We start from the raw sequence: 22,430 nt of genomic DNA, 5'->3' as shown, positions 1-22,430 counted from the left end.
GACCGTGTGGATGGGTCAGCTCGCGCCGTAACGGGCGCGCACGAGTTTCTTCAGCAGCTTCCCGGTGGCGCTCTGCGGCAGTTCGTCCACGAACACCACGGATTTCGGGATCTTGTAGCCGGCAAGCCGGTCGCGCAGGAACGCCAGGAGGTCCTGCTCGCTGGTCGGCTCCGCGCCGGGTGCGACGGTGACGACCGCCCGGCCCACTTCACCCCACCGTGCGTCGGGCACGCCGATCACGGTGCACTCGGCGATCGCGGGGTGCTGGTGCAGGACGCTCTCGACCTCCGCGGGGTAGATGTTCTCGCCACCCGAGATGATCACGTCCTTGAGGCGGTCGACCAGGGCGATGTAGCCGTCGTCGTCCGGTGTGGCGATGTCGCCGGAGTGGAACCACCCGTCGGGTCCGAAGGCGCGATCGGTGTCCGCGGGGCGCTGCCAGTAACCGCGCATCACGGTCGGGCCGCTGATCACGATCTCGCCCTTCTCGCCGGGCGCGACGTCGGTCAGGCCTGGTCCGACCACGCGCACGTCGGTGAAGAAGTGCGGCACACCCGCGGTTCCCGCCTTGGCCTCGCTCATCTCCTTGGTCAGGTAGAGCGCGCCGGGGGAGGTCTCGGTCATGCCGTAGCCCTGGCTGAAGGCCAGCCCGCGCCGCTGGTAGGTGCGGATGGTCGACACCGGCACGGGCGCACCGCCGCAGTTGAGCTGCCGCAGGCTGGACAGGTCCGCCTGCGCCCAACGCGGGCAGGCGGCGATCGCGTTGTACATGGTGGGAACGCCGAACATGTACGTGACGCGGTGGGTTCCGATCTGTTCGAGCACCTCGGCGGCGTCGAAGGCGGACATGAGGACGACCGTGCCGCCCTTGATGAGGGTGGGCAGGCAGGTCATGTTCAGCCCGGCGGTGTGGAACAGCGGCGCGGCGACCAGCGTCACCTCGTCACTGGCCAGGTCGACGTCGACCAGCACGTTGACGGTGTTCCAGGTGAGGTTGCCGTGGGTCAGCATGGCGCCCTTGGGTCGCCCGGTCGTGCCCGAGGTGTACATGATCAGGCAGAGGTCGTCGAGCGTGACCGGTTCGTCGAGGGGAGCGGCCTCGGACGACCCGATCATCGCCTCGTACGAGGTTTCGCCCGCAGCGGCACGGTCGAGCGCGACGATCCGCAGCGGCCCCACGTCGCCGAGGACCGTTCGAACGAGCGGCGCGTGCTCCGGCGCGTACACCAGGACGTCGCTGCCGGAGTCGGTCAGGGCGTGCACCACCTCGGCCGGCGCCAGTCGCGTGTTCAGCGGGACGAACACCGCGCCGAGCGCACCGGCGGCGAACAACGTCTCCAGGAAGGCGGGGTGGTTCGGCCCCAGGTAGGCGACCCGGTCGCCCCGGCGCACACCGGCCCGCCGCAGGCCGTGCGCCAGCCGGAGCACCCGCTCGTGCAGTTCCCGATAGGTCGTCGCGCGGCCTTCGTGGATCACCGCCACCTTCTCCGGCGTCTTGCGGACCCGCCGTGCGGTCCACGAGCCGATGCCCTGGTTGCGCATGACGACCCCTTCAGTCCTTGACCAGGCCCAGCAGGCGGGCGGCGTTGTCCTTGAGGATCTTCGGCCGGACCTCGGGCTTGATGTCCAACGCGGCGAAGTCGGCGAGCCACCGGTCGGGGGTGATGACGGGGTAGTCGGACCCGAACAGCACCTTGTCCTGCAACAAGGAGTTCGCGTAGCGGACGAGCTGCGGCGGGAAGTACTTCGGTGACCAGCCCGACAGGTCGATGTGGACGTGCGGCTTGTGCGTGGCCACGGCGAGCGCTTCGTCCTGCCACGGGAACGACGGGTGGGCCAGGATGATCCGCAGCTCCGGGAAGTCCACCGCGACGTCGTCGACGAGCATCGGGTCGGAGTACTTCAGCCGGATGCCGCCACCGCCCGCCACCCCGGCGCCGATGCCGGTCTGCCCGGTGTGGAACAGCGCGGGCACACCGAGTTCCTCGATCACCTCGTAGAGCGGGTAGGCGAGGCGGTCGTTCGGCGCGAACCCCTGGAGGCTCGGGTGGAACTTGAAGCCGCGGACCCCGTGCTCCTGCACCAGTCGCCGAGCGGCCCGGACACCGGCCCGGCCGCGCCAGGGATCGATGGAGGCGAACGGGATGAGGGTGTCGGCGTGCTCCGCGCACGCCTGGGCGACTTCCTCGTTGCCGATGGGCGGGTGCCCGGTGGCGTGCTCGGCGTCGACGGTGAACACCACGGCCGCCATCCGCCGTTCGCGGTAGTGCGCCGCCATTTCCGGGATCGTGGGTTGGCGGTGCCCGTGCGCCTTGAAGTACTTCTCCGACGCGACGAGCAGGTCGTGCGGCAGCGAGGGATGACCTTGGGCGGAGACCTCGGCGTGGGTGTGGACGTCGATGGCCACCAGCTCGGTGATGTCCGGCGCAGGCGTCATGGCGGGACTCCCCTCACGCGGTCGGTGCTTGGGGCGCGGGGATGCCGTAGGTCTCGGGTCGTCGTCCTACCGACGTTGCCCACGCCGCCGCGATGGCGTCCGCGTCCCACCCGCCGTCGCTGTAGGCCGTGCCGACTTCTTCCGGGTGCGACCACAGGGAGAGCTTGTCGCCGCCGATGCCGATGGCCTGGCCGGTGATTCCCCGGGCCGCGTCGGAGGCCAGGAAGACCAGCAGCCCGGCGGCGTCCTCCGGTGTGCCGAACCCCTCGCCCTTGCGCAGCCACGCCGGGAAGGGTTCGCCCCGCAGTTCCGCCGCTTCGACGAAGGGTGCGAACGCCGGGATGGTCTTGGTCATCGCGGTGGCCGCGACCGGGATGACGGCGTTGACCGCGATGCCCGCCTTGGCGCACTCCATCGCCCAGGTGCGCACCATCCCCACGATGCCCGCCTTGGCCGCGGAGTAGTTGGTCTGGCCGAAGTTGCCGCGTTGTCCCGCCGGTGAGCCGACGACGACGACGCTGCCCCCGTCGCCCTGTTCGCGCATCTGCCGCACGGCGGCCCGGACGCAGGTGAACGTGCCGCGCAGGTGCACGCCGACGACCGTGTCGAAGTCGTCGTCGGTCATCTTCCACAGCACTCGGTCGCGCAGGACGCCCGCGTTGGTCACCAGCAGGTCCACCCGGCCGAACTCCTCGACGGCACGCCCGACCAGGCGGTCGGCCACTTCGCTCGGGCCCACCGCGCCGGCCTCCGCGACCGCGGTGCCGCCCGCTGCCGCGATGTCCTCGACGGCGGCTTTCGCCGCCTGCTCGTCGGCGTCGTTGACCACCACCGAGGCGCCCGCATCCGCCAAGGCGGTGGCGTAGGCGAGTCCGAGCCCCCGTCCGCCACCGGTGACCACCGCGACCTTGCCCGACAGATCCATCGTGGAATCCCTCCCGCCGGTCCGCGCTCGAACCCGACTTCCGTTGAAGTTAGGCTCAGCGGTGTCGGGCGTCAAGATTCTGCCCAACGTCGTTTGGTGGAGGAGGGCTCATGGAGGGTGCGGGTTACGCTCGGCCGGTGATTCCGCATGGCGATCCGCCGACCCAGGACGCACAGGTCAGGCCCCAGTCGCTGATGCTCAGCTTCCTGGGCGTCTACGTGCTCAACCGGGGTGTCGCGGTCTTCTCCGGCAGCATCATCGACGTGTTCGCCCGGGTCGGCGTGTCCGAGGAAGCGCTGCGCTCGACGCTGACCCGCATGGTCAAGCGGGACCTCCTGGCGCGGCACCGCGGTGGCAGGCGGATGTACTTCGGCCTGACCGCGCGCTCGGCGGCCGTCCTCGAAGACGGCGAACACCGGGTCTGGCGCAGCGGCGCCGTCAACGACGACTGGGACGGCACCTGGACGATGGTGGGGTTCTCGCTGCCCGAGTCGTGGCGCAGCCAGCGGCACGACCTGCGCTCACGCCTCGTCTGGGGAGGGTTCGGCCCGCTCCAGAACGGGCTGTGGGTCGCACCCGGCGTCGTGGACGTGCCCACCCTGGCGCACGACCTGGACCTGAGCGAGTACCTGAAGGTGTTCACCGCGCGCACGGCCAAGCCGACCGAAGCCGACCAGATCGTCCACGCGGCGTTCGACGTGCCCGCGATCGCGGAGCGCTACCGCGCGTTCCTGCGCCGCTGGGACCGCGACCACCCGCTGCCCGACGCACCGGACGACCTGGCCAGGCAACTGCTGCTGCACACCGAATGGCTCCAGCTCGTCCGGCAGGATCCCCGGCTGCCCGCTGAGCACCTGCCCCACGACTGGCCCGCGATCCGCGCCGAGCAGGTGTTCCGCACCCTGGCCCACGCCTACCAGCCGCGGGCGTGGTCGATCGCGGAGTCGGTGTTGGACACCATCCCGGTCGAAGGCTCGCCGACCGGCCTCTAGGCGTTGCGACGGTTGGCTTCGCGGTCAGGGCTGGTGGCGTGATGGGGCGGGTGACGTGATGGGGCGGGTGACGTGGTGGGGCGGGTGCCGGGCCGCCGAGCAGAGGGGAACGCGGCACCGGGCGCGGCGCCGTCGCCACCATTGACGACGGCACCAACCCCACTGCACCAACCCGGCGGCATCAACCCCACTGCGCCCCGCCCGCACCTACCTCCCCGCGGAGGTCACCCGCGGCTGCTGGCTACTCCTGCTCGGTGTCGACCGTCGTTGCGGGCTGGTTGCCGGGCTGTTGGCGGTTCTCGATCGAGATTCCGCACTTGCCGGCCAGCGCGACACCGGTACCGATCGCCGTGGCCACCGGAGCGGCCAGCGCCGCGACCAGCCCGAGGGCCACCGGCACCTCCAGCACTACGTCTTCCTTGCGGTCGCGCACCACCACACGGCGGTTGATGCCCTCGCTGACCAGCCCGCGAACGGCGTCGACCACCGCATCGACGGCGGCACGGGGTGACTCGGGCCTGAAGTCGCTCATCGCTCTCCTCGAACTGCTTATGTTCTTGACACCTCCAGCGTGTCTGCGAACGGGCACCGCGCCATCAGGGTTTTCCCTGACCCGCGCCTGATTCACCCCCTGGGGATCAGTGGGGGCGAGCGGGTCAGGCCGGCGGGATGGTGAAGATCAGGCCTTCGCTCATGGTCGAGCGGATGCCCTGCACGTCCGTGGTGACGACCTTCGCCCGGTGCTGCCGGTCGGGGGTCAGCCCGGTCAGCGTGACCTGCTTCTCGGTGACCAAACCGGTGTGCCCTCCGTCCAGGTACACCTCGTAGCCCAGGGTCGGGTTCCACCAGGAATAGGCCTCCCAGGCCAGCGTCACGGACGTCGGGGTCGTCGACACGACCCGCAGCCAGTTCGGGCGCGGTGGCCGCTCGAAGATGGCGTTCTGCGACCACAAGGTTCCCAGCAGGTCGTTCTGCGCCGGGTCGTGCGAGCAGGACGCGGTGACCGTGCCGAGAGGAGTGCCGTCGGCGCGCTCGGGGCGCAGTGTCAGCGCCAGGTCGTCCACGTGCAGGTCGTAGTAGCCGGGGGTGTTCAGGTACTGCACCGGGAAGGCGCCCGCGGCCCGCACCGCGGTCCCCTGGGTGGTCGTCAGCCACGTGGGCGCGACGGTGAACGAGGCCCGGGTGGTCCGCGTCCCGTCCGGGCCGGTGATCCGCGCGTCGAGCGTCGCGGTGCTGTCGCCGTCCAGGCGCACCCCGCCGGGGATCGTCAGGACCGGTCGCAGTTCGCGCAGGTCCAGGTCCACGTCGAGGTAAGCGGGGTCGTGGCTGGCAACGGTGTTCAGGCCCGCGCCTTCGTCCGGCAGGCCGCCGACGACCCACACCGTCACCTGGGCGCTCGGCCCGAGGGAAGTCGTGCAGGTGTAGTCCAGTCGCACCGCAGTCGTCTGCGCCGACGCCGGGCCCGCGGCTCCCGTCAACGCCCCGGCAGCGGCCAGGATCGATACGACGGACAAAGCGGTGACGCGGAATGGATTCCATTTCTTGCGCAACTTGACGTCCTCCCCGTGTTCGCCCGCCCGCGGACAAGTGTTCCGCAAATCGACGCCGGTGCGTGTGGACCATTCAGGTGGGGTGGCGGTTTCGGTGCGACGCAAAGGTTTCGCACGACGATTTGGCGTGACTCACTTCTCCAGTGCTCGGCGTTGCGCCGCGCTGAGGCGGTCCGGTCGTGCGGTGAGGGTGTACGTCTCGGCGTCGATTGCCTGCAGGGTGAGGGGATCGGCGATGGCAGGTCGGTGTCGGATCGCGTCCAGTGCGGTGTCGACGCGGTCCCGGGGCCAGTCGAGCGCTGTGGCCAGCGTGTCCGGGGTGAGCGGTCTGCCGGCGTGCACGAGGGCGGCGAGCACGGTCAGCGCGTCCTGCGTGGCGGCGTCGGTGAGGCTGCTGCCGTTCATCTGCTCGCTGAGCCGGGCGAAGAACCGGCCCATCCTGTCGAGTCGTGCGCCGGCGGTCGTCTCGGCGCCGAAGATCTCGACGCCCCGCTGGGCGGCGGTCGCGACCTCACCGTGCGCCCCGGTGTCGGCCTGCCACGCGCGGAGCCAGACGTCGTCCTCGATGAGGTACCGCTCACGCCGCCCACCGTGATCAGGTCGGCGCGCCACCAACTCCACGGCTTCGAGGTAGCCGATGGACTTGGACACCGATGCCGGGCTGACCTGGAGGCGGCGCACCAGGTCGGCTGCCGTCAGGCCGTCGGGGTCCGCGGTGAGCAGGCAGACGAACACCCGCGCGGTCATCCGGGGCAGCCCGGTCGCGGCCAGCAGCGTCGCGAACTCGTCCACGAAGCCACGTTCCACGGCGCTCGGCTGCCCGTCGGTCGCAGGTTCGGCGGGCCGGGCCGGCTTGCGCCGGCGGGCACGGTGGCCGGCGGACTGCTGCGCGTGGTCGGGGGAGTAGTCGCCGGGTGCGCCGTTGCGCGCCACCTCGCGACTGATCGTGGACGTGGGCCGGCCGAGCCGTCGGCCGATCTCGGCGTACCCGAGCCCGTCGGCCAGCCAGGCCGCGATTAGCCGGCGGTCCTCGTGGATCAGCCTTCCTCCTGGCACCGGTACCTCTCCTCTCTGTGCGTTCAGCAACAGTACAGTGCAACGGCTCGGTCGAGGGAGTTGCGTTCATTCACAATCCTGTTGCAACAATTGTTGTCCTGCCTGCGTCTTGTGTGCTCATCGTGTTTGACAGAGCCTGAAACGCAACGTAGCTTTTTCTCATCTGGAAAGGGAGGATCCGATGATGCACGTGATGGCGGTGTCGACCGTTTCGGACGACGGCGAGTTCTGGAGCGGACTGAAGAAGGCGCACGCCAAGCTCCCCAAGGGCGCCAAGTGGAAGCTGGCGGTCGCGAGCAAGGACGGGGCCAAGGCGGTGAACGTCATCGCCCATGACTCCGTCGACGGTGTCCGGGACTTCTTCGAGGCGCACGCCGGCGCCTACGCCACAACGGAGTACTTCGAAGCGGACGCCGCGAACGCGATCGGTCTTCCGCGATGACGATCGACGTGCCCCGGATGCGAGCCCGTGTTGCCCGACTCCTTGAGGAGTACGGAATTCCGAGCGCGGCGATCGGTGTGCTGCGAGAGGGGGAGCTCACCGAGTTCGCGGTCGGCGTCAAGAACGTGGAAACGGGGGAACCCGCGACGACGGACACCGTCTACCAGTGCGGCTCCATGACCAAGACCTGGACCGCGTTGGCCTTCATGCAGCTCGTCGACGAAGGGAAAGTCGACCTGGACGAGCCGGTGCGGACCTACCTGCCCGGTTTCACGGTGGCCGATCCCGACGCGAGCGCGAAGGTCACCCCTCGTCACCTGCTGAACCACACCAACGGTATCGAGGAAGCCTACGGCGATCCCGGTGAAGACGACGACGTCTACGAGCGCATGGTCGAGAACATGGCCGACGCGCCCATGGTCTTCCCCCTCGGTGACACCCACGGTTACAGCGCGGCGCTGGGTTACGCCGTCCTCGCGCGAATCCTGGAGGTGCACGACGGTAAACGCTGGGACGACGTCATGCGGGACCGCCTCTTCGGGCCCATGGGCCTGACCGCCACGAACAGTCGGCACGACCAGGTCGACGAGACCCGGGCGGCGACCGGGCACCTGATCCGGTCGCTGGACGAGGGCCCCGTAGTCACACCGGTGGATTACCTGCCGCGTGCCTTCGGTCCCGGTGGCAACGTCACCTCGACGGCCCGCGAGGTGCTCGCGATGGCGCACGTCCTGCTCAACGAAGGCGTGGCGCCGAACGGAGAGCGCGTCATCTCGGCCGCGAGCCTCCGGGAGATGATGCTGTCACGGGTGCCCGTACCGGATCCGCACATGTTCGGGCCGGAATGGGCACTCGGCCTCATCGTGTGCGACTGGCACGGTGAGACTGTCTACGCGACCGACGGCAGCACGATCGGCCAGAACGCCCGGCTGCGGGTCCTGCCGGACTCCGCCACCGCCATCGTGGTGCTGACGAACGGCGGACCGCGGGAGAGCTTCTACCGCAAGGTGTTCAACGAGATCCTGACCGACCTCGGCGCGGTCACCATCCCGGACTTGCCCGCGCCGGACCCGACGCCGGCCCTCGACCTGTCCCGGTACGAGGGCGTCTACGAGCGCCCCGGCTCACGGTACGAGGTGTCGGCCGAAGGCGGACAGCTGCACCTGACCCTGGTTCTCGACCCGATGCAGGCGGATTTCCTCGGGAAACCGGACCGCATCGGCTATGAGCTGCTCCCGGTGAGCGGGACGCACTTCCTGATGCCGCCGGCGGATTCGCTGGAGGACACCCAGACGGTCGCGATCTACGACTTCAGGAACGGCACCGCCGGGTACCTCCACGCCAACTGCCGGGTGAACCCGCGATCAGGGTGACCGTACGGACAACCACGCGGACAACGTGAGTGGTCGGTCAACCGTCCACCTTCACGTCGAGCGTGCTGTCCGTTGCCACCAAGTCCAGTCAGGACTTGTCGCTCGCGCAGAACAACGCCACGAGGAATGCGGCGAGGGCGAGTGCCCACACCGGCGGTAGCAGGGTGAGGAGGGCGCCGGACGCGAGGACCACTGCGGTGCTCGCCCACCACAGGCGAGGGATGGTGCCGCCGGTACGGACGATGGTCAGCGCAGACGCGAGCAGGGCGCACGTGAGTCCGCCCGCGAGGGCCCAGCCACCGAGTGGCCCGAGGTGGTCGTCGCTGATGTGCGCCATGGCCTGTTCCAGCCCGAGCGCGGTGAGGATGATGCCGGCGATCAGCGGGAAGTGGAGGTAGGTGAACACCTCGGAGGCCAGGCGGGCGCGATCGTCGCCCTGCCGGGACTCCAGCGCGTGTTCGAGCTGCTCGAACCTGTGGTGGAAGTACTGCCACCACAGCCCGACGGCGATGGTGATGGCCAGGACGCCCCCGGTGATGACGGACCAGCTGAGCGGTGTGCCCGACACACCGACACCCACGGCGACGATGGACTCGCCGAGCGCCAGGATGACGACCAGGCCGTGGCGCTCGGCGAAGTGCGCGGCCGACTGCACGACCCAGCCCCCGGCGCGCGCACCGAGGTAGATGGCGGCGAAGTCGTACCCGACCGCACCGAGCCAGATCCACGTCTGCCACGGCTCCCCGATCGCGGCACCGACGGCCAGGATCGCCACGGTCGGGGCGACGGAGGTCGCGGCAGTGCGGACAACGCGGCCACGCAGTGCCTTGTCGCCACCGGCGGCCGTGAGGTAGACGGCCAGGTGGGCGCACCTGACGACGGCGTAGCAGAACACCAGGGTGGCGGCTGCCGGGATACCGCCGGGTACCTCGTGGAACGCCTCCGGGATGGTCAGGCTCGCGACGAACATCGCGATCATCGCGACCACGAACGCGGCCCGGAGCAGACCGCGGTTGGCCCGCGCCTGGTTGGCCAGCCACGCGTAGGAGGACCACGCCCACCAGAGAAGCGACAGGACGACGAACCCCTGCAGCAGCGATCGTGGCGGGTCGCCGTGGACCATCAGCCAGGTGACCTGGGTGAACGCGAACACGAAGACGAGGTCGAAGAACAGTTCCAGCGTGGTGACCCGGTCGCCCTCGCTACCACTGGTGACGCCGAGACGTGGCCGCCGGGACGGCAATGTGGACACAACTCTCCTCAGGGACGGAGCGGACCGGTGGGGCCGGCCGGCAGAGGTGCGCGACCAACCGCCTCGATCTCCCGCAGTCGCTCGGTGAGGATCTTATGGGACACCTGCGAGATGAGACGGTGGATTACCCAGGTCGACAGGGCGGTCGGGTCGTTGCCGGGCGTGGTCGTTGCCGGGCGTGGTCGTTGCCAGGTGTCGGTCCTGGCCGTGTTGCGCTGCGGCGGCACGTACAGGGCCTTCGACGCCGAGGCTCCCGATGATCGCCTCCGGCGGGCGGGCTGGAACGCACCTCGGGGCGGTTGCCGGCGGGGCCGAGGCAACGGCAGCCGCAGGCGCTCGCACGCGGGTCGAGCCGCTGGACGCGCTGACGGTGACCTGTCCGACCGCCTTTCCGCCACGATCGACCGCATGGTTTTCTCTGGTCTTAACCGGACGGGTCCGCGCGTTCAGGATCGCGGACAGCAGAGCACAGATGAGAGAACCGGATGACGAGAGACAACGACGCCGACGTGGTCGCGGAGCTCGACCGGCTCGACCAAGCGGTCAGGGCAGCGCCCGCAGGTGACACGACGGCGCAGATCGCGCTGTGGCGGCAGGTGACCGGGTTGGAGCACTGGTTCTTCATCGCGCGGGGCTCGGCCGAGCAACCCCGTCCCTTCGCCGTGGCCGCCGAGCAGGGGCCGATGATCTGCCTCTACAGCAGCGCCGCACGGGCGAACGAAGCCGCGCGCACCCTCGGCCTGGCCGACCCGGAGGGTGACGGGGTGTCGTTGTTCAGCGTGCCGATGCCGGCCGCGATCGACTACGTCGCCTCGTTCGACAAGGTCGGCGTCGTCGGTGTGACGCTGGACCACCCGCGGCTCGGTCACTACATCCCGCTGGTGAACCTGGGTCTGCTCAAGGGCTGGCTCGAAGGGGCCGGGCAGTGAACGGCGGCCCGAGCGACGGCTTCGTCGAGGTGATCGCGCTCGAGGTGGCGGCCGACCCCGGCAACCTGGCGCTGCGTGAGGACTTCGTCACGCTGCTGCTGGAGCAGGACCCGGACCGCGCCGCCACCGAACTGGACGCGTTCGAAGCCCTCGGCGGTGCTCCGGCGCGGATCCGTCTGCTGCGCGCCCGGCTGATGGCGGCGCGGTTGCGCTCCTCGAACCCGCCGCCGGTCGAGACCGCGGCACCGGCGGCACGGCCCGGGGGACTGGTTCCGGCCCCGGCCGACGGGGACCACCGGGACGGCGGCACCGCCGCGTCGGCGTCGCTGTGGGACGCCGAGCGCCCGGCGGTGACGCTGGCCGACGTCGCGGGTCTCGCCGACGTCAAGAGGCACCTGGACATCGCGTTCCTGGCTCCGCTGCGCAATCCCGAGGTGGCGGCGGCGTTCGGGCAGAAGCCGGGCGGGTCGTTGCTGATGTACGGCCCACCCGGTTGCGGCAAGACGTTCATCGCCAGGGCAATCGCGGGCGATCTCGGCGCGTCCTTCATCCACGTGACCCTCGCGGACCTGCTCAGCAAGTGGATCGGGGAGAGCGAGAAGGCGCTCCAGAGCGTGTTCCGCCATGCCCGTGCGGCAACGCCGTGCGTGATCTTCTTCGACGAGTTCGACGCGCTCGGCGCTCGGCGGACCTCCGGTGGCGGCGGGTCGCAGTCGATGCGGATGCTCGTCACCCAGCTGCTGGAGGAGCTCGACGGCGTGGCCGGCGGGAACGACGGGGTCTACTTCCTGACCGCGACGAACCGGCCGTGGGACATCGACCCCGCGCTGCGCCGACCGGGTCGGATCGACAAGACGGTGCTGGTGCTGCCACCGGACGCGGTCGCCAGGGCGGCGATCGTCCAGGGCGCGCTGGCGGGCAAGCCCGCCGACGGTGTCGACGTGGCGGCCGTCGCGGCGGCGACCGAGGGGTTCTCCGGTGCCGACCTCGGTCACCTGACGACCACCGTGCTGCAGCAGGCGATGGTCGAGTCGATGAGCAGCGGTGCGCTGGTGCCGGTCACCACCGACGCGCTGCTGGCCGCGGTCGGCGGCGTCATCCCGTCCACGACGTCCTGGTTCGACCAGGTGGCGCCGGTGCTGGAGTACGGCGTCGACGACGGAACGTTCGACCAACTCCGGGCGTACCGGGTCAAGCGAGGCATGCGATGACGGACATTGACGCCGTGGGGCGAACCCTGGACCTGGCCTGGGAGCTCCTCGAAGCACAGCCGGCGCATCCCAAGGTCGCCGAGCTCGCGCTGCAGGTGCTCGCGGCCCAGCCGGAGCGGAGCAGCGCGTCGATGGTGCTCGCCTATCACCGTGAGAGCTGTGGCGACGCCGACGAGGCGCGGCGCCTCTACCTCCAGGTGATCGCTCGCCGCGACAGCCAGTTCATCTGGGCGGCCCGAGCGCTTCGGCGTCTGGCGCTGGCTCACCACGACCACGCCGAGGCGCTGCGGTGGGCGCGCACCGTGCTGGACGAGGACCACGAGGACTGGGACGACTGGATGAAGCTGGGGGCCGCCCAGGCACTCTCCGGGGAGCACGAGGCCGGGTGGCGCCAACTCGACGACGCGGTGGCACGGTGCTCGCGGACGGCGCCGGACAACCTCCCCAAAGCGCTCGGGAAACGCGCGGAGCACCTGCTGGAGAGCTTCGCACCTCCCGAACGGTTCGCTCTCGCGGCCGAGGAGGCCATCCGGGCCAACGCGGCGGACTCCTGGGTCGCCACGTTGCTCGGCTGGGCCTACCTGGCGCAGTACCGGTTCGACGACGCCGAACAACTCGGTCTGCGACTGCTGCGCGAGAACCCGACCGAAGACCTGCTGCAGAGCCTGGTGGAGCTGGCTCGGACGATGCTGCGGATCGTCGAGAAGGCGCACGGCCAGGACATCACCCTGGAGGACATCCGCCGCACAGGGGTGCTCGAGATGTCGTGGCGGCAGATCCGCGACCAGAAGCTCGGCCTCGACCTTGCTTCCGCGCTGACGGCGTTGGACGCCGTGATGCCCGCCGACCTGCGCGCCACCCTGCGACCAGGATCGTCGCGCTCCGAGGAGACCGAGGACGACAAGGTCGGCTCCCTGGTCGCGGAGGACTTGGTGGCCTGGCACGACGGCCAGCCGCCCGGCTCCGGTGCCGCCTGGGGACTGGCCGAGCCGTTCCGCCTGATGTCGAGAGCCGAGATCATCGCCATGGACGCCGAGATCGACGCCGACCCGGCAGCGCACCCGGACTGGCCGGAGAACGAGGTCTGGGAACAGGTGATGACCGACGACGCCGGGGCGTACCTGGTCGCCGTCGCGTTCGGGGAGCTGGTCAGGCGTCGGCCCGGACAACCCGACGAGCACGTCGCCGCGTCGACGGCCGACTGGATCTGGGACCGGGTGGCCGACTTCGGCGGTCCGGACCCGCGACCGGCGCCCCGGAGGACCGAGGACCTCCCGACCGGCCTGCCCGCTGTCCCGGGACGTCGCTGACCGGCGTCATCCCGACGGCGTACGCCGCTCTGGATGCGCCCGAGCGCGCTGCGGCGTACGGGCGATGACCGCCGTCCGGACTGACAAGACCCGGCTGTACGGGGTGCCGCTCGGGCCGGCCCGGGTCGTTCGGTCACCTCTGCTCCGGCGGTTCGACCGCCTTCGCCGACCCCGACGCCCGGGTCGGCTCCGGCTCCGGCGCCAACCCCCGGACCTACCGCCCTTACCACCCCCAGGCCACTCCGAACCCTCGTGTCCGCACCGGTCACCTCGGTGGGTTTGCGCAGGTCAACGGCACCGGACATGGATGGCCGGTCGGTGACCTGGCGATGGCCGTCCCGGTGGCCCCAGCATCGGTCGTGACGAACCACGGACGAGCTGGGGGGAGCGCAAGGATGATCGACGACCCGGTCGCGGCGATGGCCGACGTGGTCTCCGCCGGGGTGGCGGAGATGGCCGACGCCGTCACGGCGGTGCTGGCGCAGATCGACGCCGCCGGGCAGGCCGTCGTCACCGCGTTGAACGCGGCGGTGGCCGGTACCGAGAAGGCGTACGGCGGGGCCGGTGCGGGTGAGGCCGCCTCACCCGCGCCGACGAACTGGGCGGCGTACAGCCACCAGGAGCTGTACCGGATGGTGCAGGAGCAGTCGGACGTCGGCGAGGTCAGCGAGATCGCAGCGGAGTGGGGTCGGCACGCCGAGGCGTTGACCGGTCACACCGACGCGTTGCGGGAGCAACGCGTCGCGCTCACCGCGCACTGGCAGGGTGCGCTCGCCGAGCGGGCAGCCGCGCGGATCGACCAGCTGGCCGAGCTGGTCGGCGCGATCGGCGCGCGGGCCGGGCGGGTCCGGCAGGCCGCGCAGGAGTCGGCGGACGCGCTCGCGCTGGCCCGGAACACGATGCCACCCCCACCGGGGCAGCCCGCGCTCGGCGCGACTAGCGACGGCACCGACACCGGGAGCACGCCGACCGGTACCGCCGGCGGTGCGGCGGAGCCCGGCGTGGTGTTCGCGGTCGGGGCGGTGTTCGTCGGCGGCACGAGCATGTTCGACGCGAACTTCTTCTCCGGCTCGGCCAAGGCGCGGGCGGAGGAGGTGATGCGCGGCTACGAGTCGAGCCTGCACGGCAGCGACGCCTTGATCGCACCGCCCGTGACGGCCGCGGCGGGTGGCACGGACCTGGGTGGTTCGACGAGGACAGCCGGCTTCACGTCGGGCGCAGCCGGTCCGGGTGTGCCGGGAGGCGGTGGTGGTGGCGGTGTGCCGTGGTCGCAGCTGACCTCCGGTGGTGGTGCGCCCGACCACGGTGGCGCGCCCGGTCGCGGCTCGCTGCCACCCGGGGCCGGCGGACCGGCTCTGCGTGCCGCGATCAACCAGCTCCGGGCGTCCGGCCGCGGCCCGGGAGGTGCGGGCGGCGTGGGGTTCTCGCCGTTCCTCGCCCCGATGACCAGGTCGGACGACGACAAGGTGCACAAGCGGCGGCAGCCGGACGTCGTCAAGGGTCTGTTCGACGACGACCGGATCCCCAGCAAGCCGGTCATCGGGGAATGACCGGCCGGGCACCCGCCACACCGACAGGGGGAGACGACATGCCGGACGAGAAACCGGGGCGCGGCTACGTGGTCGCACCCGAAGAACTGAACGCGCTGGTCAAGACATTGGGTGAGATCACGGACGCGATCGCCGAGCTGGTGGCGTCCGCCGAGCGGCTCGGGGAGCGGCCACCGCTGCTGGGCACCTCGCCGTTCGCGCTGGTGCTGGCCGACCGGTTGCGCGCCACCGCGGGCCAGGCCGGGTTGACCGGTGAGCTCGGCACCGCGGAGACCAAGCTGCGGGACTACCACCGGTCGCTGGTGTCGGTGCTGACCGGGTACGTCGACCTCGACCGCACCGTGTCGGACACGCTGGGCGCCACGGCGACCGTGCTCGACACGGCCGTCGACGTGGCGGGAGGGCTGCTCCCGTGACCGCCATCGGCTCCTTGGCCGGCGAGCCCGCGAGCGGCTCCCACACCGTGCACCTCGGGCTCACCGAGCTCGACCTGCTGACCACGCACGCCGGGGTGCGGATGCCGTTCCCGGTGCGGGTGCCCTGCTACGGGCGGACGGGCGACGAGCGCGCCGCCGTGCTGGCCATGGCGGGCGCGACGCTGACCGCGCGCGGCCTCGCCGACGCCGCCGGACCGACCGGCGTGGCGGCCGAGCTGGTGGCCGCGTTGCGCGCCCGGAGCGGCACCGTCTACCTGGTGGCGACCGGACTCGCCGGCGACCCGGTCGGCGTGCTGGCGCTGCGGTCCGGGTCGACGGCGCTGGTGTGCCGACAGCGGTTGACCCGTGATCACACCAACCGCGTCGCGGTCACCCGGCTCGCCTGGGACGCGCTGGCCGACGAGCTCTGCCGGGACGTGCCGGCGTCGCCCGGTGCGCTCGTCGTGCCGATCTCGGTGGACGCCGGGGTCGTGGCCGCCGCGGGCGAGCCGGATGGTGCGACGCGGGACGGGCTGCGCGCGTTGGCCGCGGCGGCGGGCGGTGACCCGGACGAACTGGACCGGCTGGCCGCGCTGCTGCCGAAGGTGACCGGCCGAGGGCAGCTCGGCGCGACCCGCGCCGGTCGGCGCACCGAGGAGCTGTCCTGGTTGGACGGTCCGTCCGGGCGGGTCCGGGTCGACCGCGACGGGAACGGGTGGGTGAGCGTGAACCCGTTGCACCCCAAGGACACCTACCGCTTCATCCACCGGTTGACCGGCAGTGTCGCGGAATCGAGCACAGGAGGGGAACCATCGTGAGCGCAGAGCAGTGGCTGGCCGACTACCAACGGGAGTTGACCGGTGCGGTGGACGGCGCGGTCCGGGCGAACGCCCGGCTGCGGCAGGTCAGCGGGCACGCCATCGCCCCGCGCGGTGAGGTCGAGGCGTGGGTCGGCGTGAGCGGCGCGCTGGAGCGGCTGCGGCTGACCTCGCAGGCCCGCACGCTCGAACCGGACGCGCTGGCCCGGCTGATCGTGGCGACGGCCAAGGCGGCGCAGCGGTCGGCGGCCGGGCGGATCACCGAGATCATGACCGACTTCGTCGGCCCGAGCGCGGCGAGTGACCTGGTGAAGGCGCACCTGCCGGCCGAGGCGGACGACCCGCCCGCCGGAGTCCGCCGCACCCGCCGGTCCGCCGCGGACGAGGACGACTACTTCGAGCACCCGGAGGTACGAGGGGAATGAGCGCCTTCGACGTCGATGTCGAGCAGTTGCGCTGGCACGCCAACACGGTCGCCGGCATCGCCGACCAGCTCGCGGGGGTGTCCGACCGGGCGCCGGACCGCATGGCCGACGGCGCGCTCGGCTCGTTCACGCAGTTCCTCACCGCCGGGTTGTCCGACGCCCTCGGGCAGGCCAACGCGGCGATCGGGGACGTGTCCGCCGCCACGGACGCGATGAGCGTCGCCATCCGCCGTTCCGCGGACTCCTACCAGCACACCGACGAACACTCCGCCGACCACCTCGTCCAGGAGTACGAACGATGAGCACTGACCAGACCACCGGCCAACTGCTGGCCGAACTCGCCACGGTGTCCGACGCGGTCCGCAACGCGGAGTGGTCCACCGGTCGGCTGGCCGGCCTGCCGAAACCGGCCGACCTCGGCCCGCTGATCTCCTCGGCCGACCCGCTGGCGACGCTGAGCAGCGCGGGCGTCGGCATGCTCACCCCGCACGTGTCGTTCCTGGCCAAGCCGCTCGACCAGTTCCGCGGCGACTCGGGCGCGGTGACCGCGCCGGCGCAGGGCATGGCCACCGCCGCCGCAGACCTCCGCGCGCTCGCCGACGCCTTCCGCCAGACCAGCACCACCGAGACCACCGGGTGGACCGGCGAGGCGGCCGACGGGCACCGCGTCACCAGCGCCCAGTTCGCCGAGGGCATCACCGCGACGGCCGAAGCGGCGAAGACGATCGCCGGTGCGATCGTCGACGCGGGCGAGGACGTGGTCAAGGCGCTCACCAGGATCGTCCAGCTGATCGGTGAGGCCGTCGGCAAGATGGTCCCGGTGATGGCGAACGGCATCGCCCAAGCCCCGTTCACGATGGGCACGAGCATCGGGGTGGCGATCGCCGATTGCGTCACCATCGCCACCGCGTGCGGCGCGGAGATCGCCAAGGTCATGGCGGACCTGCTGGCCGACGCCATGAACCTGATGAAGCTGGTCGAGATGGTGCTGACCATCGTACACGCGGTCGCCCAGCTCCTGCAGAAGCTGGCCGAGGGCAGCGGCGCCGAGGCGTCCGCGCCCAAGACCACCCCGGCCGGACCCCTTGAGCCCGGCGAGAAGGCACCCACCGTCCAGACCGGCCCCACAGGCACCGGCACCGGCACTCCGGCGGCCGAGGGCGCCACTGCGTCCGACGCCGGGCAGGCGAAGTCCGGCGTGACCGATCCGACCGGTGTCACTGGCGCGGCCGGCGACACCGGCCAGGCCCGTTCGCTCCCGCCGGGCACCACGACCGCCGTCGGCGCGCCGTTCGCGCCGAGCACGCCGAGCGCGACCCTCGGCACGCCGTCGTCGACCGGCTCGTCGGCCGGCGCCGCGGGTGGGGTCCCGCTCGGTGGCGTGGCGCCGTTCGCCGGCGCCAGGTCGAGCACCGACACGGCGGGCTCCCGGCAGCCGAGTCGGCTGTCCCCGGGCGGGTCCACCTTCGCGGTGCCCAGGGAGACGGCCGACGGCCGGCGGGCGTCGGCCGGCACCGCCACCGCAGGCTCGTCGGCCGGCGGGTCGTTCATGCCGATGGCGACGCCCGCCGCGGCCGGTCGGGGGCAGGGCGCCGACGACACCGACCACCAACGCCGCTACGAGGTCAACGCCGACGGTGACACGTTCGCCGCCGGTGACCGGGGCCTCGTCGACGAGTCCGGCGTCATCGGGGGGCCGTCCGCGCCGCAGGAGGACGAGTGGCCCGACCACGCGACGCCCACCCCGCCGCCGCAGCAGCTCGCACCCGCGCCCGCACCGCAGGGCAGCGAGGCGCGCCCGGTCAAGGTGGTGTGGCGCTTGGGCAAGAACGGCGCGCTGGAGGCGACGCCCGCGCCCGAGCCGCCCAAAGACCGGTGACCCGTCCACGCCAAGGAGGACGAAGCGGATGTCATTCCAGACGAACCTCGAATCGCTCAACAACGTCGCCCGGAAGGATCTCCGGGACCTGTCCTACGTCTACGCCGTGCTGGCGAACGACGCTCGCAACACCAGCCTGGCCCACGGCAACATGGCCGCCGACCCGCCGGTGAGCCCCGATGGCGGTGCGTTCGCGACGAGCTGGGCGGGCCTGCGCGACGAGGTCGTGAAGGTCCTGGACGCGTGCGCGGGCAACGCGGTCAAGATCGGGAAGGCCATGGAGCACGTGGTCGACACCTATGCCGCCACCGACGCGCAGATCGCCGACGCGATGGCACGCCAGACCGAATCGCTGAACCACACCCCGGCCTGACCCAGGAGTCGATGATGGCGTTCCACACCCAGGACGAGCTGCGCAAGCTCGGCAAGGACGTCGCCGACGCGGCACGCGCCGCCGTGCTGCGCGAGCGGGAGTTGACACTGCTCGGCCTCGATGTCGGCAATCCCTTCGACGTCGACCTGACGCCCGACACCGAGTTCTACATGACCTACCCGGACCTGTACGAGAGCTTCGCCACCCCGGACCCGAAGGGCATGCAGCGCGCCCTCGACACGCTCGGCAGCACGTCGTTCGCGCTCACGCACAAATTCCCGACCCTGGAACCGGGAGCGACCGGGGTTCCGGTGCCGGACATCGGTGGTGCTGTCGGAGACTCGGCCGGCAAGGACACGCCGATGCAGATCTCACAGAACGTGAAGGACAAGATCGAGGGCTGGCACGGCCACGCCAAGAACGCCTTCCAGGAGAAGGTCCTCACGAAGTTCGAGGAGAAGGTCGACAACCAGGTCGTGGCGGTGAACCTGCTGGCCGCGTCGCTGTCGATGCACATGCACCTGCGGAAGAAGCTCAACGAGGACGTCTGGAACGCCGGCCAGAAGGCGATCGAGGCGTTCAACAAGGTGGCGAAGGTCAGCGTCGGCGACGCCGTCCAGGTCGTCCTGCTCGTCGGCATCGCCGCGGGCACCGCCTGGACCGTCTGGGGAGGCGTGGCCGCGGGTGGGCTGGCCGCGGTCTCGGCGAAGGACGCCGCATCGGTGGTGACCGGGTTCAACAACCTGCGGATGAGCCCGCAGGTCGCCCGGGTCATCAGCCACGACAGCCCGAACACGGCCGACTCCGACATGAAGGCCGTCCTCGGCGAGGCGGCCAAGTCGTACCACGACCAGGAGAAGGAGATCGTCGCCGCGATCGACCACCTCGGCGCCGGGTTGCGGGATCCGGCCACCAACTCGCTGTTCGTGTTCCCGGCGCCGCCCGAGGTCGACTCGTTGGACGAGCAGGGGAACAACCTGCCCGCGCTCGAAGCCGAGTTCACCCCGGATCGGTAGCCCGCTCCCGTTCGGTCGGGTGCCCGGTGCGCGCGGCGGCGAGGTGGTCTTGCAGGCGGGCGTGGCGGAACTGGTAGTAGGGACCGGACTGGCGCAGCACGCCGCGCCGGCACGCGTCCTCGAAGAACGCCACCGCCGCCCACGGCAGCCGCCCGGTGAGCGGCAGCCAGATGCGTGCGAACACCAGCCACTGACCCCACGGCGTCATGCCGAACAGGTAACCCGCACCGCCCCCGAGCGCGCTGACGAGGCCGGCGGCGAGCACGAGCTGCGGTGCCCAGTCGAGGTCGATCCCGAGCGGACGGGCGGCGTCGAGCCCGTCCAACAGCTCGGCCACGCCCACGACGAACCCCGCGAACACCGGCATGAGCACGAGCACCGGGCCGACCAGCAACGCGCGGTTGGCCCGGATCAGGTCGGCGGGACCGCCGGCCGACGTCAGGTCGACCGGCGCCTCGATCAGCCCGAGGACCCAGAACACCAACGCCACCCCGAGCGCGTAGACGACCCCGAACAGCGCCGCGTCGACCACCCAGGCCATGAGCGAGGAGGCCGAGCGGGACGTCACCACGTCGAGCAGCCGGTGCGCGGTGCCGAGGCACACGCCGAACACGGACCCGCACAGCACACCCAGCCGCAACCGGCTCCTCTTCTCGGCGGTCAGCCGCCGACCACCGCTCCGCACGCTGATCCGCAGGGACAGCGGCGCCGGCACCTCGCGGCCGATCACCAACCCGTAGCTGATCACCATGAGCACGGCACCGAAGAAGCCGATCAGCAGCCCGGAGAGGAACCAGGGGCTCGATCCGATGCGCGTGCCGAAGGCGCTCGCGACACCCTCCACCAGCCAGTCGACCACCGTTGCCGTGACGCCGGCGAACAGCCCGAGCACCAGGGTCCGCGACCGTCGGCGCAACGCCGTGCCGAACTCCCACCAGGCGAGGTCGGTGGTGTGCCGCCTGCTCAGGTGCGCGGCGAGGAAGCGGAGCCAGCGGGCGGCCTGCTCGGCCGACCACCGCTGGTCGAGGCCCACGGCCCGGTCGAGCGGTTCGGGCCGGTACACGGTGGGCACGAAACGGGTCAACAGGTGGTCGGAGATGCTCGCCGCGGTGGGGAACCGCTCGGCGTCCAGCAGTTCGGCCGGGTCCGGGCCGGTCGTGTCGCTGTAGATGACGCGGGCGAGGCCCACCGACAGCGGGGTGGTGAGCGCGGCGGCCAGCGGGTGGTCCGGGTGCTCGGCCAGCGCGCGGAGCACCGGGTCCCAGCGGTTCGCGGTGTCGCCGGCGGTCGTGCCGGCGGTGCGCGGCAAATACCCGGCGAGGTCCGCGACGGTGAGATCGGCCAACTCGACCGCTGCCGCGCCGCGCAGGACGCGGGCCGTCCGCACCGCGTCCCGGTACTGGTCCGGTCGGGAGGTCAGCACGAGCGGCAGGGCGACCTGGTTGAGGGCGGCGAGCGCCGGTTGGTGCAGACCGTCGGCGATCTCGTCGAAGCCGTCGAGGACCGGGAGGATGCGTCCGCTCTCGATCAACCGGGCCGCGAGCGTCGATCCGCTGCGGCTCGGCTTGGCCAGGCCGGGGTAGTGCCGGGTGAGTTGGCCGGCCAGCCACTCGTGGAAGGAAGTCCTGACGGGGTGCCAGGAGCTGATGCCGATGACGACCGGGACCGCCCCGGCCGCGGTCGACGGGTTGAGCAGGTCGAGGACGAGCCGCACCGCGAGCATGCTCTTGCCCGCGCCGGCCTTGCCGAGCACCACCAGCCGCCCTGACGGAACGCGTCGGTAGCAGGACACGACCTGGTCGAGGGTGCCGGCGAGGTCGGTCGGCGCGTCGGGATCGGTCAGCCCCGTGTCGGCCGAGCGCCAGCGCAGCGGCAACGGGCCGGGATCGTGGATCCGCCGCCGGATCTCCTCGTGCTGCCACCGCGCCCGCACCACGTCGGTGAGCTCGTCCGCCGCTTCCATCAGCTCACGTTCGTTCGCCGTGATGTAGCGCCCGGGGTCGGGTTTGGGGGCCGCCGTTCCCCCGGGTTCGTCCGGCGATGCGGTGCGCGGTGATGTGGGTTCACCGACCGTGGCGAGGAGCCTCGCGCGGTCCGCCTGCGCCAGCCCCAGCGCTTCCGCGAGCTCCCGCACGGTGCTCGCCTGGGGGTTGGCGCGCGACTCGGTCTCGAACCGCCGAATGGTGCGCTCCGCAATCCCGGACCGCACGGCCAGTTCGTCCTGGGTCAACCCGGCATCCCGGCGGAACTGACGCAACAACACACCGAACCGGTCCGTCACCTGACTCACGGTAGCGAAGATCGATCACGCTGAAACCGCCGATCTCGGAGCGACGCGACTCTCGCGTCCCCGGCGGTCCGCCTGCCGCGCTGACGACCGGGTCTTTCCCTTGCAGGGCAACGAGCCCGCCCATGCCGCTCGCCAGGCGTCGTACCATCGCGGTACGCACCTCTTCGCTCAACCACCTACTGGTCG

22 protein-coding genes are annotated in these 22,430 nt (G+C 71.4%); 14 read left to right on the top strand and 8 right to left on the bottom strand.

From position 1 onward, the window contains the following. Positions 1-15 precede the first annotated feature (15 nt). The 3 genes from OQ02_RS16120 to OQ02_RS16110 are packed head-to-tail and all read right to left on the bottom strand — an operon-like array spanning position 16 to position 3,362. Entirely contained in the window at positions 16-1,542 is a 1,527-nt protein-coding gene (locus tag OQ02_RS16120) for an acyl-CoA synthetase (RefSeq protein WP_033439196.1), read from the bottom strand. A gap of 10 nt (positions 1,543-1,552) precedes the next feature. After that, entirely contained in the window at positions 1,553-2,437 is an 885-nt protein-coding gene (locus OQ02_RS16115) for an amidohydrolase family protein (RefSeq protein ID WP_033439195.1), read from the bottom strand. Between the two features lie 13 nt (positions 2,438-2,450). Beyond that, on the bottom strand, positions 2,451-3,362 hold the full coding sequence (locus tag OQ02_RS16110; RefSeq protein ID WP_033439194.1) for an SDR family NAD(P)-dependent oxidoreductase: 912 nt from the start codon (positions 3,360-3,362) through the stop codon (positions 2,451-2,453). 137 nt (positions 3,363-3,499) lie between these two features. Here OQ02_RS16110 and OQ02_RS16105 point away from each other — a divergent pair, with 137 nt between their 5' ends. Further along, a complete protein-coding gene (locus tag OQ02_RS16105; protein WP_231500057.1) occupies positions 3,500-4,354 on the top strand; it encodes a PaaX family transcriptional regulator in 855 nt (284 codons plus the stop codon). 241 nt (positions 4,355-4,595) lie between these two features. Here the strand turns inward: OQ02_RS16105 and OQ02_RS16100 are convergent, their stop codons facing one another. From OQ02_RS16100 to OQ02_RS16090, 3 genes are all read right to left on the bottom strand, one after another. After that, positions 4,596-4,886, bottom strand: a complete 291-nt coding sequence (locus tag OQ02_RS16100) for a DUF4342 domain-containing protein (RefSeq protein WP_033439193.1) — start codon at positions 4,884-4,886, stop codon at positions 4,596-4,598. A gap of 124 nt (positions 4,887-5,010) precedes the next feature. Then, the gene (locus OQ02_RS16095) at positions 5,011-5,868 is read right to left on the bottom strand and encodes a fibronectin type III domain-containing protein (RefSeq protein ID WP_156077074.1); all 858 of its coding nucleotides are present in this window, start codon (positions 5,866-5,868) and stop codon (positions 5,011-5,013) included. A gap of 168 nt (positions 5,869-6,036) precedes the next feature. Beyond that, complete coding sequence (locus tag OQ02_RS16090) at positions 6,037-6,960, bottom strand: GbsR/MarR family transcriptional regulator (protein WP_033439191.1); 924 nt, start codon at positions 6,958-6,960, stop codon at positions 6,037-6,039. A 181-nt stretch (positions 6,961-7,141) separates the two neighbouring features. Here OQ02_RS16090 and OQ02_RS16085 point away from each other — a divergent pair, with 181 nt between their 5' ends. Together OQ02_RS16085 and OQ02_RS16080 are read left to right on the top strand one after the other, a co-directional pair. After that, positions 7,142-7,402 (top strand): hypothetical protein, encoded by a 261-nt coding sequence (locus tag OQ02_RS16085; protein WP_231500056.1) that lies wholly within the window; start codon positions 7,142-7,144, stop codon positions 7,400-7,402. 17 nt (positions 7,403-7,419) lie between these two features. After that, a complete protein-coding gene (locus tag OQ02_RS16080) occupies positions 7,420-8,775 on the top strand; it encodes a serine hydrolase (protein ID WP_231500055.1) in 1,356 nt (451 codons plus the stop codon). An 88-nt stretch (positions 8,776-8,863) separates the two neighbouring features. Here the strand turns inward: OQ02_RS16080 and OQ02_RS16075 are convergent, their stop codons facing one another. Next, on the bottom strand, positions 8,864-10,027 hold the full coding sequence (locus OQ02_RS16075; protein ID WP_063747076.1) for a low temperature requirement protein A: 1,164 nt from the start codon (positions 10,025-10,027) through the stop codon (positions 8,864-8,866). Positions 10,028-10,512: 485 nt separating this feature from the next. Here OQ02_RS16075 and OQ02_RS16070 point away from each other — a divergent pair, with 485 nt between their 5' ends. The 11 genes from OQ02_RS16070 (at position 10,513) to OQ02_RS16020 (ending at position 19,954) form a co-directional block, all read left to right on the top strand. After that, positions 10,513-10,956: a hypothetical protein gene (locus OQ02_RS16070; RefSeq protein ID WP_033439188.1), complete on the top strand. Its 444-nt coding sequence runs from the start codon at positions 10,513-10,515 to the stop codon at positions 10,954-10,956. Then, the gene (locus OQ02_RS16065) at positions 10,953-12,167 is read left to right on the top strand and encodes an ATP-binding protein (protein WP_033439187.1); all 1,215 of its coding nucleotides are present in this window, start codon (positions 10,953-10,955) and stop codon (positions 12,165-12,167) included. The genes OQ02_RS16070 and OQ02_RS16065 overlap by 4 nt, the downstream gene beginning before the upstream one ends. Further along, positions 12,164-13,477, top strand: a complete 1,314-nt coding sequence (locus OQ02_RS16060; RefSeq protein ID WP_033439186.1) for a tetratricopeptide repeat protein — start codon at positions 12,164-12,166, stop codon at positions 13,475-13,477. The genes OQ02_RS16065 and OQ02_RS16060 overlap by 4 nt, the downstream gene beginning before the upstream one ends. 395 nt (positions 13,478-13,872) lie before the next feature. Next, on the top strand, positions 13,873-15,027 hold the full coding sequence (locus OQ02_RS16055) for a hypothetical protein (protein ID WP_033439185.1): 1,155 nt from the start codon (positions 13,873-13,875) through the stop codon (positions 15,025-15,027). A gap of 38 nt (positions 15,028-15,065) precedes the next feature. Next, complete coding sequence (locus tag OQ02_RS16050) at positions 15,066-15,443, top strand: hypothetical protein (RefSeq protein WP_051772373.1); 378 nt, start codon at positions 15,066-15,068, stop codon at positions 15,441-15,443. Further along, positions 15,440-16,261, top strand: coding sequence for an ESX secretion-associated protein EspG (locus OQ02_RS16045; RefSeq protein WP_051772372.1), 822 nt, complete (start codon positions 15,440-15,442; stop codon positions 16,259-16,261). The genes OQ02_RS16050 and OQ02_RS16045 overlap by 4 nt, the downstream gene beginning before the upstream one ends. Next, positions 16,258-16,686 carry a YbaB/EbfC family nucleoid-associated protein gene (locus OQ02_RS16040; RefSeq protein WP_033439184.1) on the top strand — a complete coding sequence of 143 codons (429 nt, stop codon included), beginning with the start codon at positions 16,258-16,260 and terminating at the stop codon, positions 16,684-16,686. Before OQ02_RS16045 ends, OQ02_RS16040 begins: the two co-directional genes overlap by 4 nt. Continuing rightward, a complete protein-coding gene (locus OQ02_RS16035) occupies positions 16,683-16,988 on the top strand; it encodes a type VII secretion target (RefSeq protein WP_033439183.1) in 306 nt (101 codons plus the stop codon). Before OQ02_RS16040 ends, OQ02_RS16035 begins: the two co-directional genes overlap by 4 nt. Continuing rightward, on the top strand, positions 16,985-18,565 hold the full coding sequence (locus OQ02_RS40980) for a hypothetical protein (protein ID WP_051772371.1): 1,581 nt from the start codon (positions 16,985-16,987) through the stop codon (positions 18,563-18,565). Before OQ02_RS16035 ends, OQ02_RS40980 begins: the two co-directional genes overlap by 4 nt. A gap of 28 nt (positions 18,566-18,593) precedes the next feature. Then, positions 18,594-18,938 (top strand): hypothetical protein, encoded by a 345-nt coding sequence (locus OQ02_RS16025; RefSeq protein ID WP_033439182.1) that lies wholly within the window; start codon positions 18,594-18,596, stop codon positions 18,936-18,938. A gap of 14 nt (positions 18,939-18,952) precedes the next feature. Next, positions 18,953-19,954 carry a hypothetical protein gene (locus OQ02_RS16020; protein ID WP_156077073.1) on the top strand — a complete coding sequence of 334 codons (1,002 nt, stop codon included), beginning with the start codon at positions 18,953-18,955 and terminating at the stop codon, positions 19,952-19,954. Here the strand turns inward: OQ02_RS16020 and OQ02_RS16015 are convergent. After that, the gene (locus OQ02_RS16015; protein ID WP_051772370.1) at positions 19,938-22,235 is read right to left on the bottom strand and encodes an NACHT domain-containing protein; all 2,298 of its coding nucleotides are present in this window, start codon (positions 22,233-22,235) and stop codon (positions 19,938-19,940) included. The two genes, OQ02_RS16020 and OQ02_RS16015, sit on opposite strands and share 17 nt — an antisense overlap. Positions 22,236-22,430 lie beyond the last annotated feature (195 nt).

The sequence above is a fragment of the Saccharothrix sp. NRRL B-16314 genome (assembly GCF_000716595.1).
GTDB lineage: Bacteria > Actinomycetota > Actinomycetes > Mycobacteriales > Pseudonocardiaceae > Actinosynnema.
Note: the sequence above shows the minus strand (reverse complement) of the source record. Positions and strands in the feature narration are given on the sequence as shown.

What these genes read in the sequence shown, in the direction of transcription:
- OQ02_RS16050 (WP_051772373.1), top strand. Translation starts at nt 15,066, where the DNA reads ATGCCGGACGAGAAACCGGGGCGCGGCTACGTGGTCGCACCCGAAGAA.
- OQ02_RS16120 (WP_033439196.1), bottom strand. Translation starts at nt 1,542, where the DNA reads ATGCGCAACCAGGGCATCGGCTCGTGGACCGCACGGCGGGTCCGCAAG.
- OQ02_RS16080 (WP_231500055.1), top strand. Translation starts at nt 7,420, where the DNA reads ATGCGAGCCCGTGTTGCCCGACTCCTTGAGGAGTACGGAATTCCGAGC.
- OQ02_RS16020 (WP_156077073.1), top strand. Translation starts at nt 18,953, where the DNA reads ATGGCGTTCCACACCCAGGACGAGCTGCGCAAGCTCGGCAAGGACGTC.
- OQ02_RS16035 (WP_033439183.1), top strand. Translation starts at nt 16,683, where the DNA reads ATGAGCGCCTTCGACGTCGATGTCGAGCAGTTGCGCTGGCACGCCAAC.
- OQ02_RS16060 (WP_033439186.1), top strand. Translation starts at nt 12,164, where the DNA reads ATGACGGACATTGACGCCGTGGGGCGAACCCTGGACCTGGCCTGGGAG.
- OQ02_RS16055 (WP_033439185.1), top strand. Translation starts at nt 13,873, where the DNA reads ATGATCGACGACCCGGTCGCGGCGATGGCCGACGTGGTCTCCGCCGGG.
- OQ02_RS40980 (WP_051772371.1), top strand. Translation starts at nt 16,985, where the DNA reads ATGAGCACTGACCAGACCACCGGCCAACTGCTGGCCGAACTCGCCACG.
- OQ02_RS16070 (WP_033439188.1), top strand. Translation starts at nt 10,513, where the DNA reads ATGACGAGAGACAACGACGCCGACGTGGTCGCGGAGCTCGACCGGCTC.
- OQ02_RS16085 (WP_231500056.1), top strand. Translation starts at nt 7,142, where the DNA reads ATGATGCACGTGATGGCGGTGTCGACCGTTTCGGACGACGGCGAGTTC.
- OQ02_RS16115 (WP_033439195.1), bottom strand. Translation starts at nt 2,437, where the DNA reads ATGACGCCTGCGCCGGACATCACCGAGCTGGTGGCCATCGACGTCCAC.
- OQ02_RS16025 (WP_033439182.1), top strand. Translation starts at nt 18,594, where the DNA reads ATGTCATTCCAGACGAACCTCGAATCGCTCAACAACGTCGCCCGGAAG.
- OQ02_RS16110 (WP_033439194.1), bottom strand. Translation starts at nt 3,362, where the DNA reads ATGGATCTGTCGGGCAAGGTCGCGGTGGTCACCGGTGGCGGACGGGGG.
- OQ02_RS16100 (WP_033439193.1), bottom strand. Translation starts at nt 4,886, where the DNA reads ATGAGCGACTTCAGGCCCGAGTCACCCCGTGCCGCCGTCGATGCGGTG.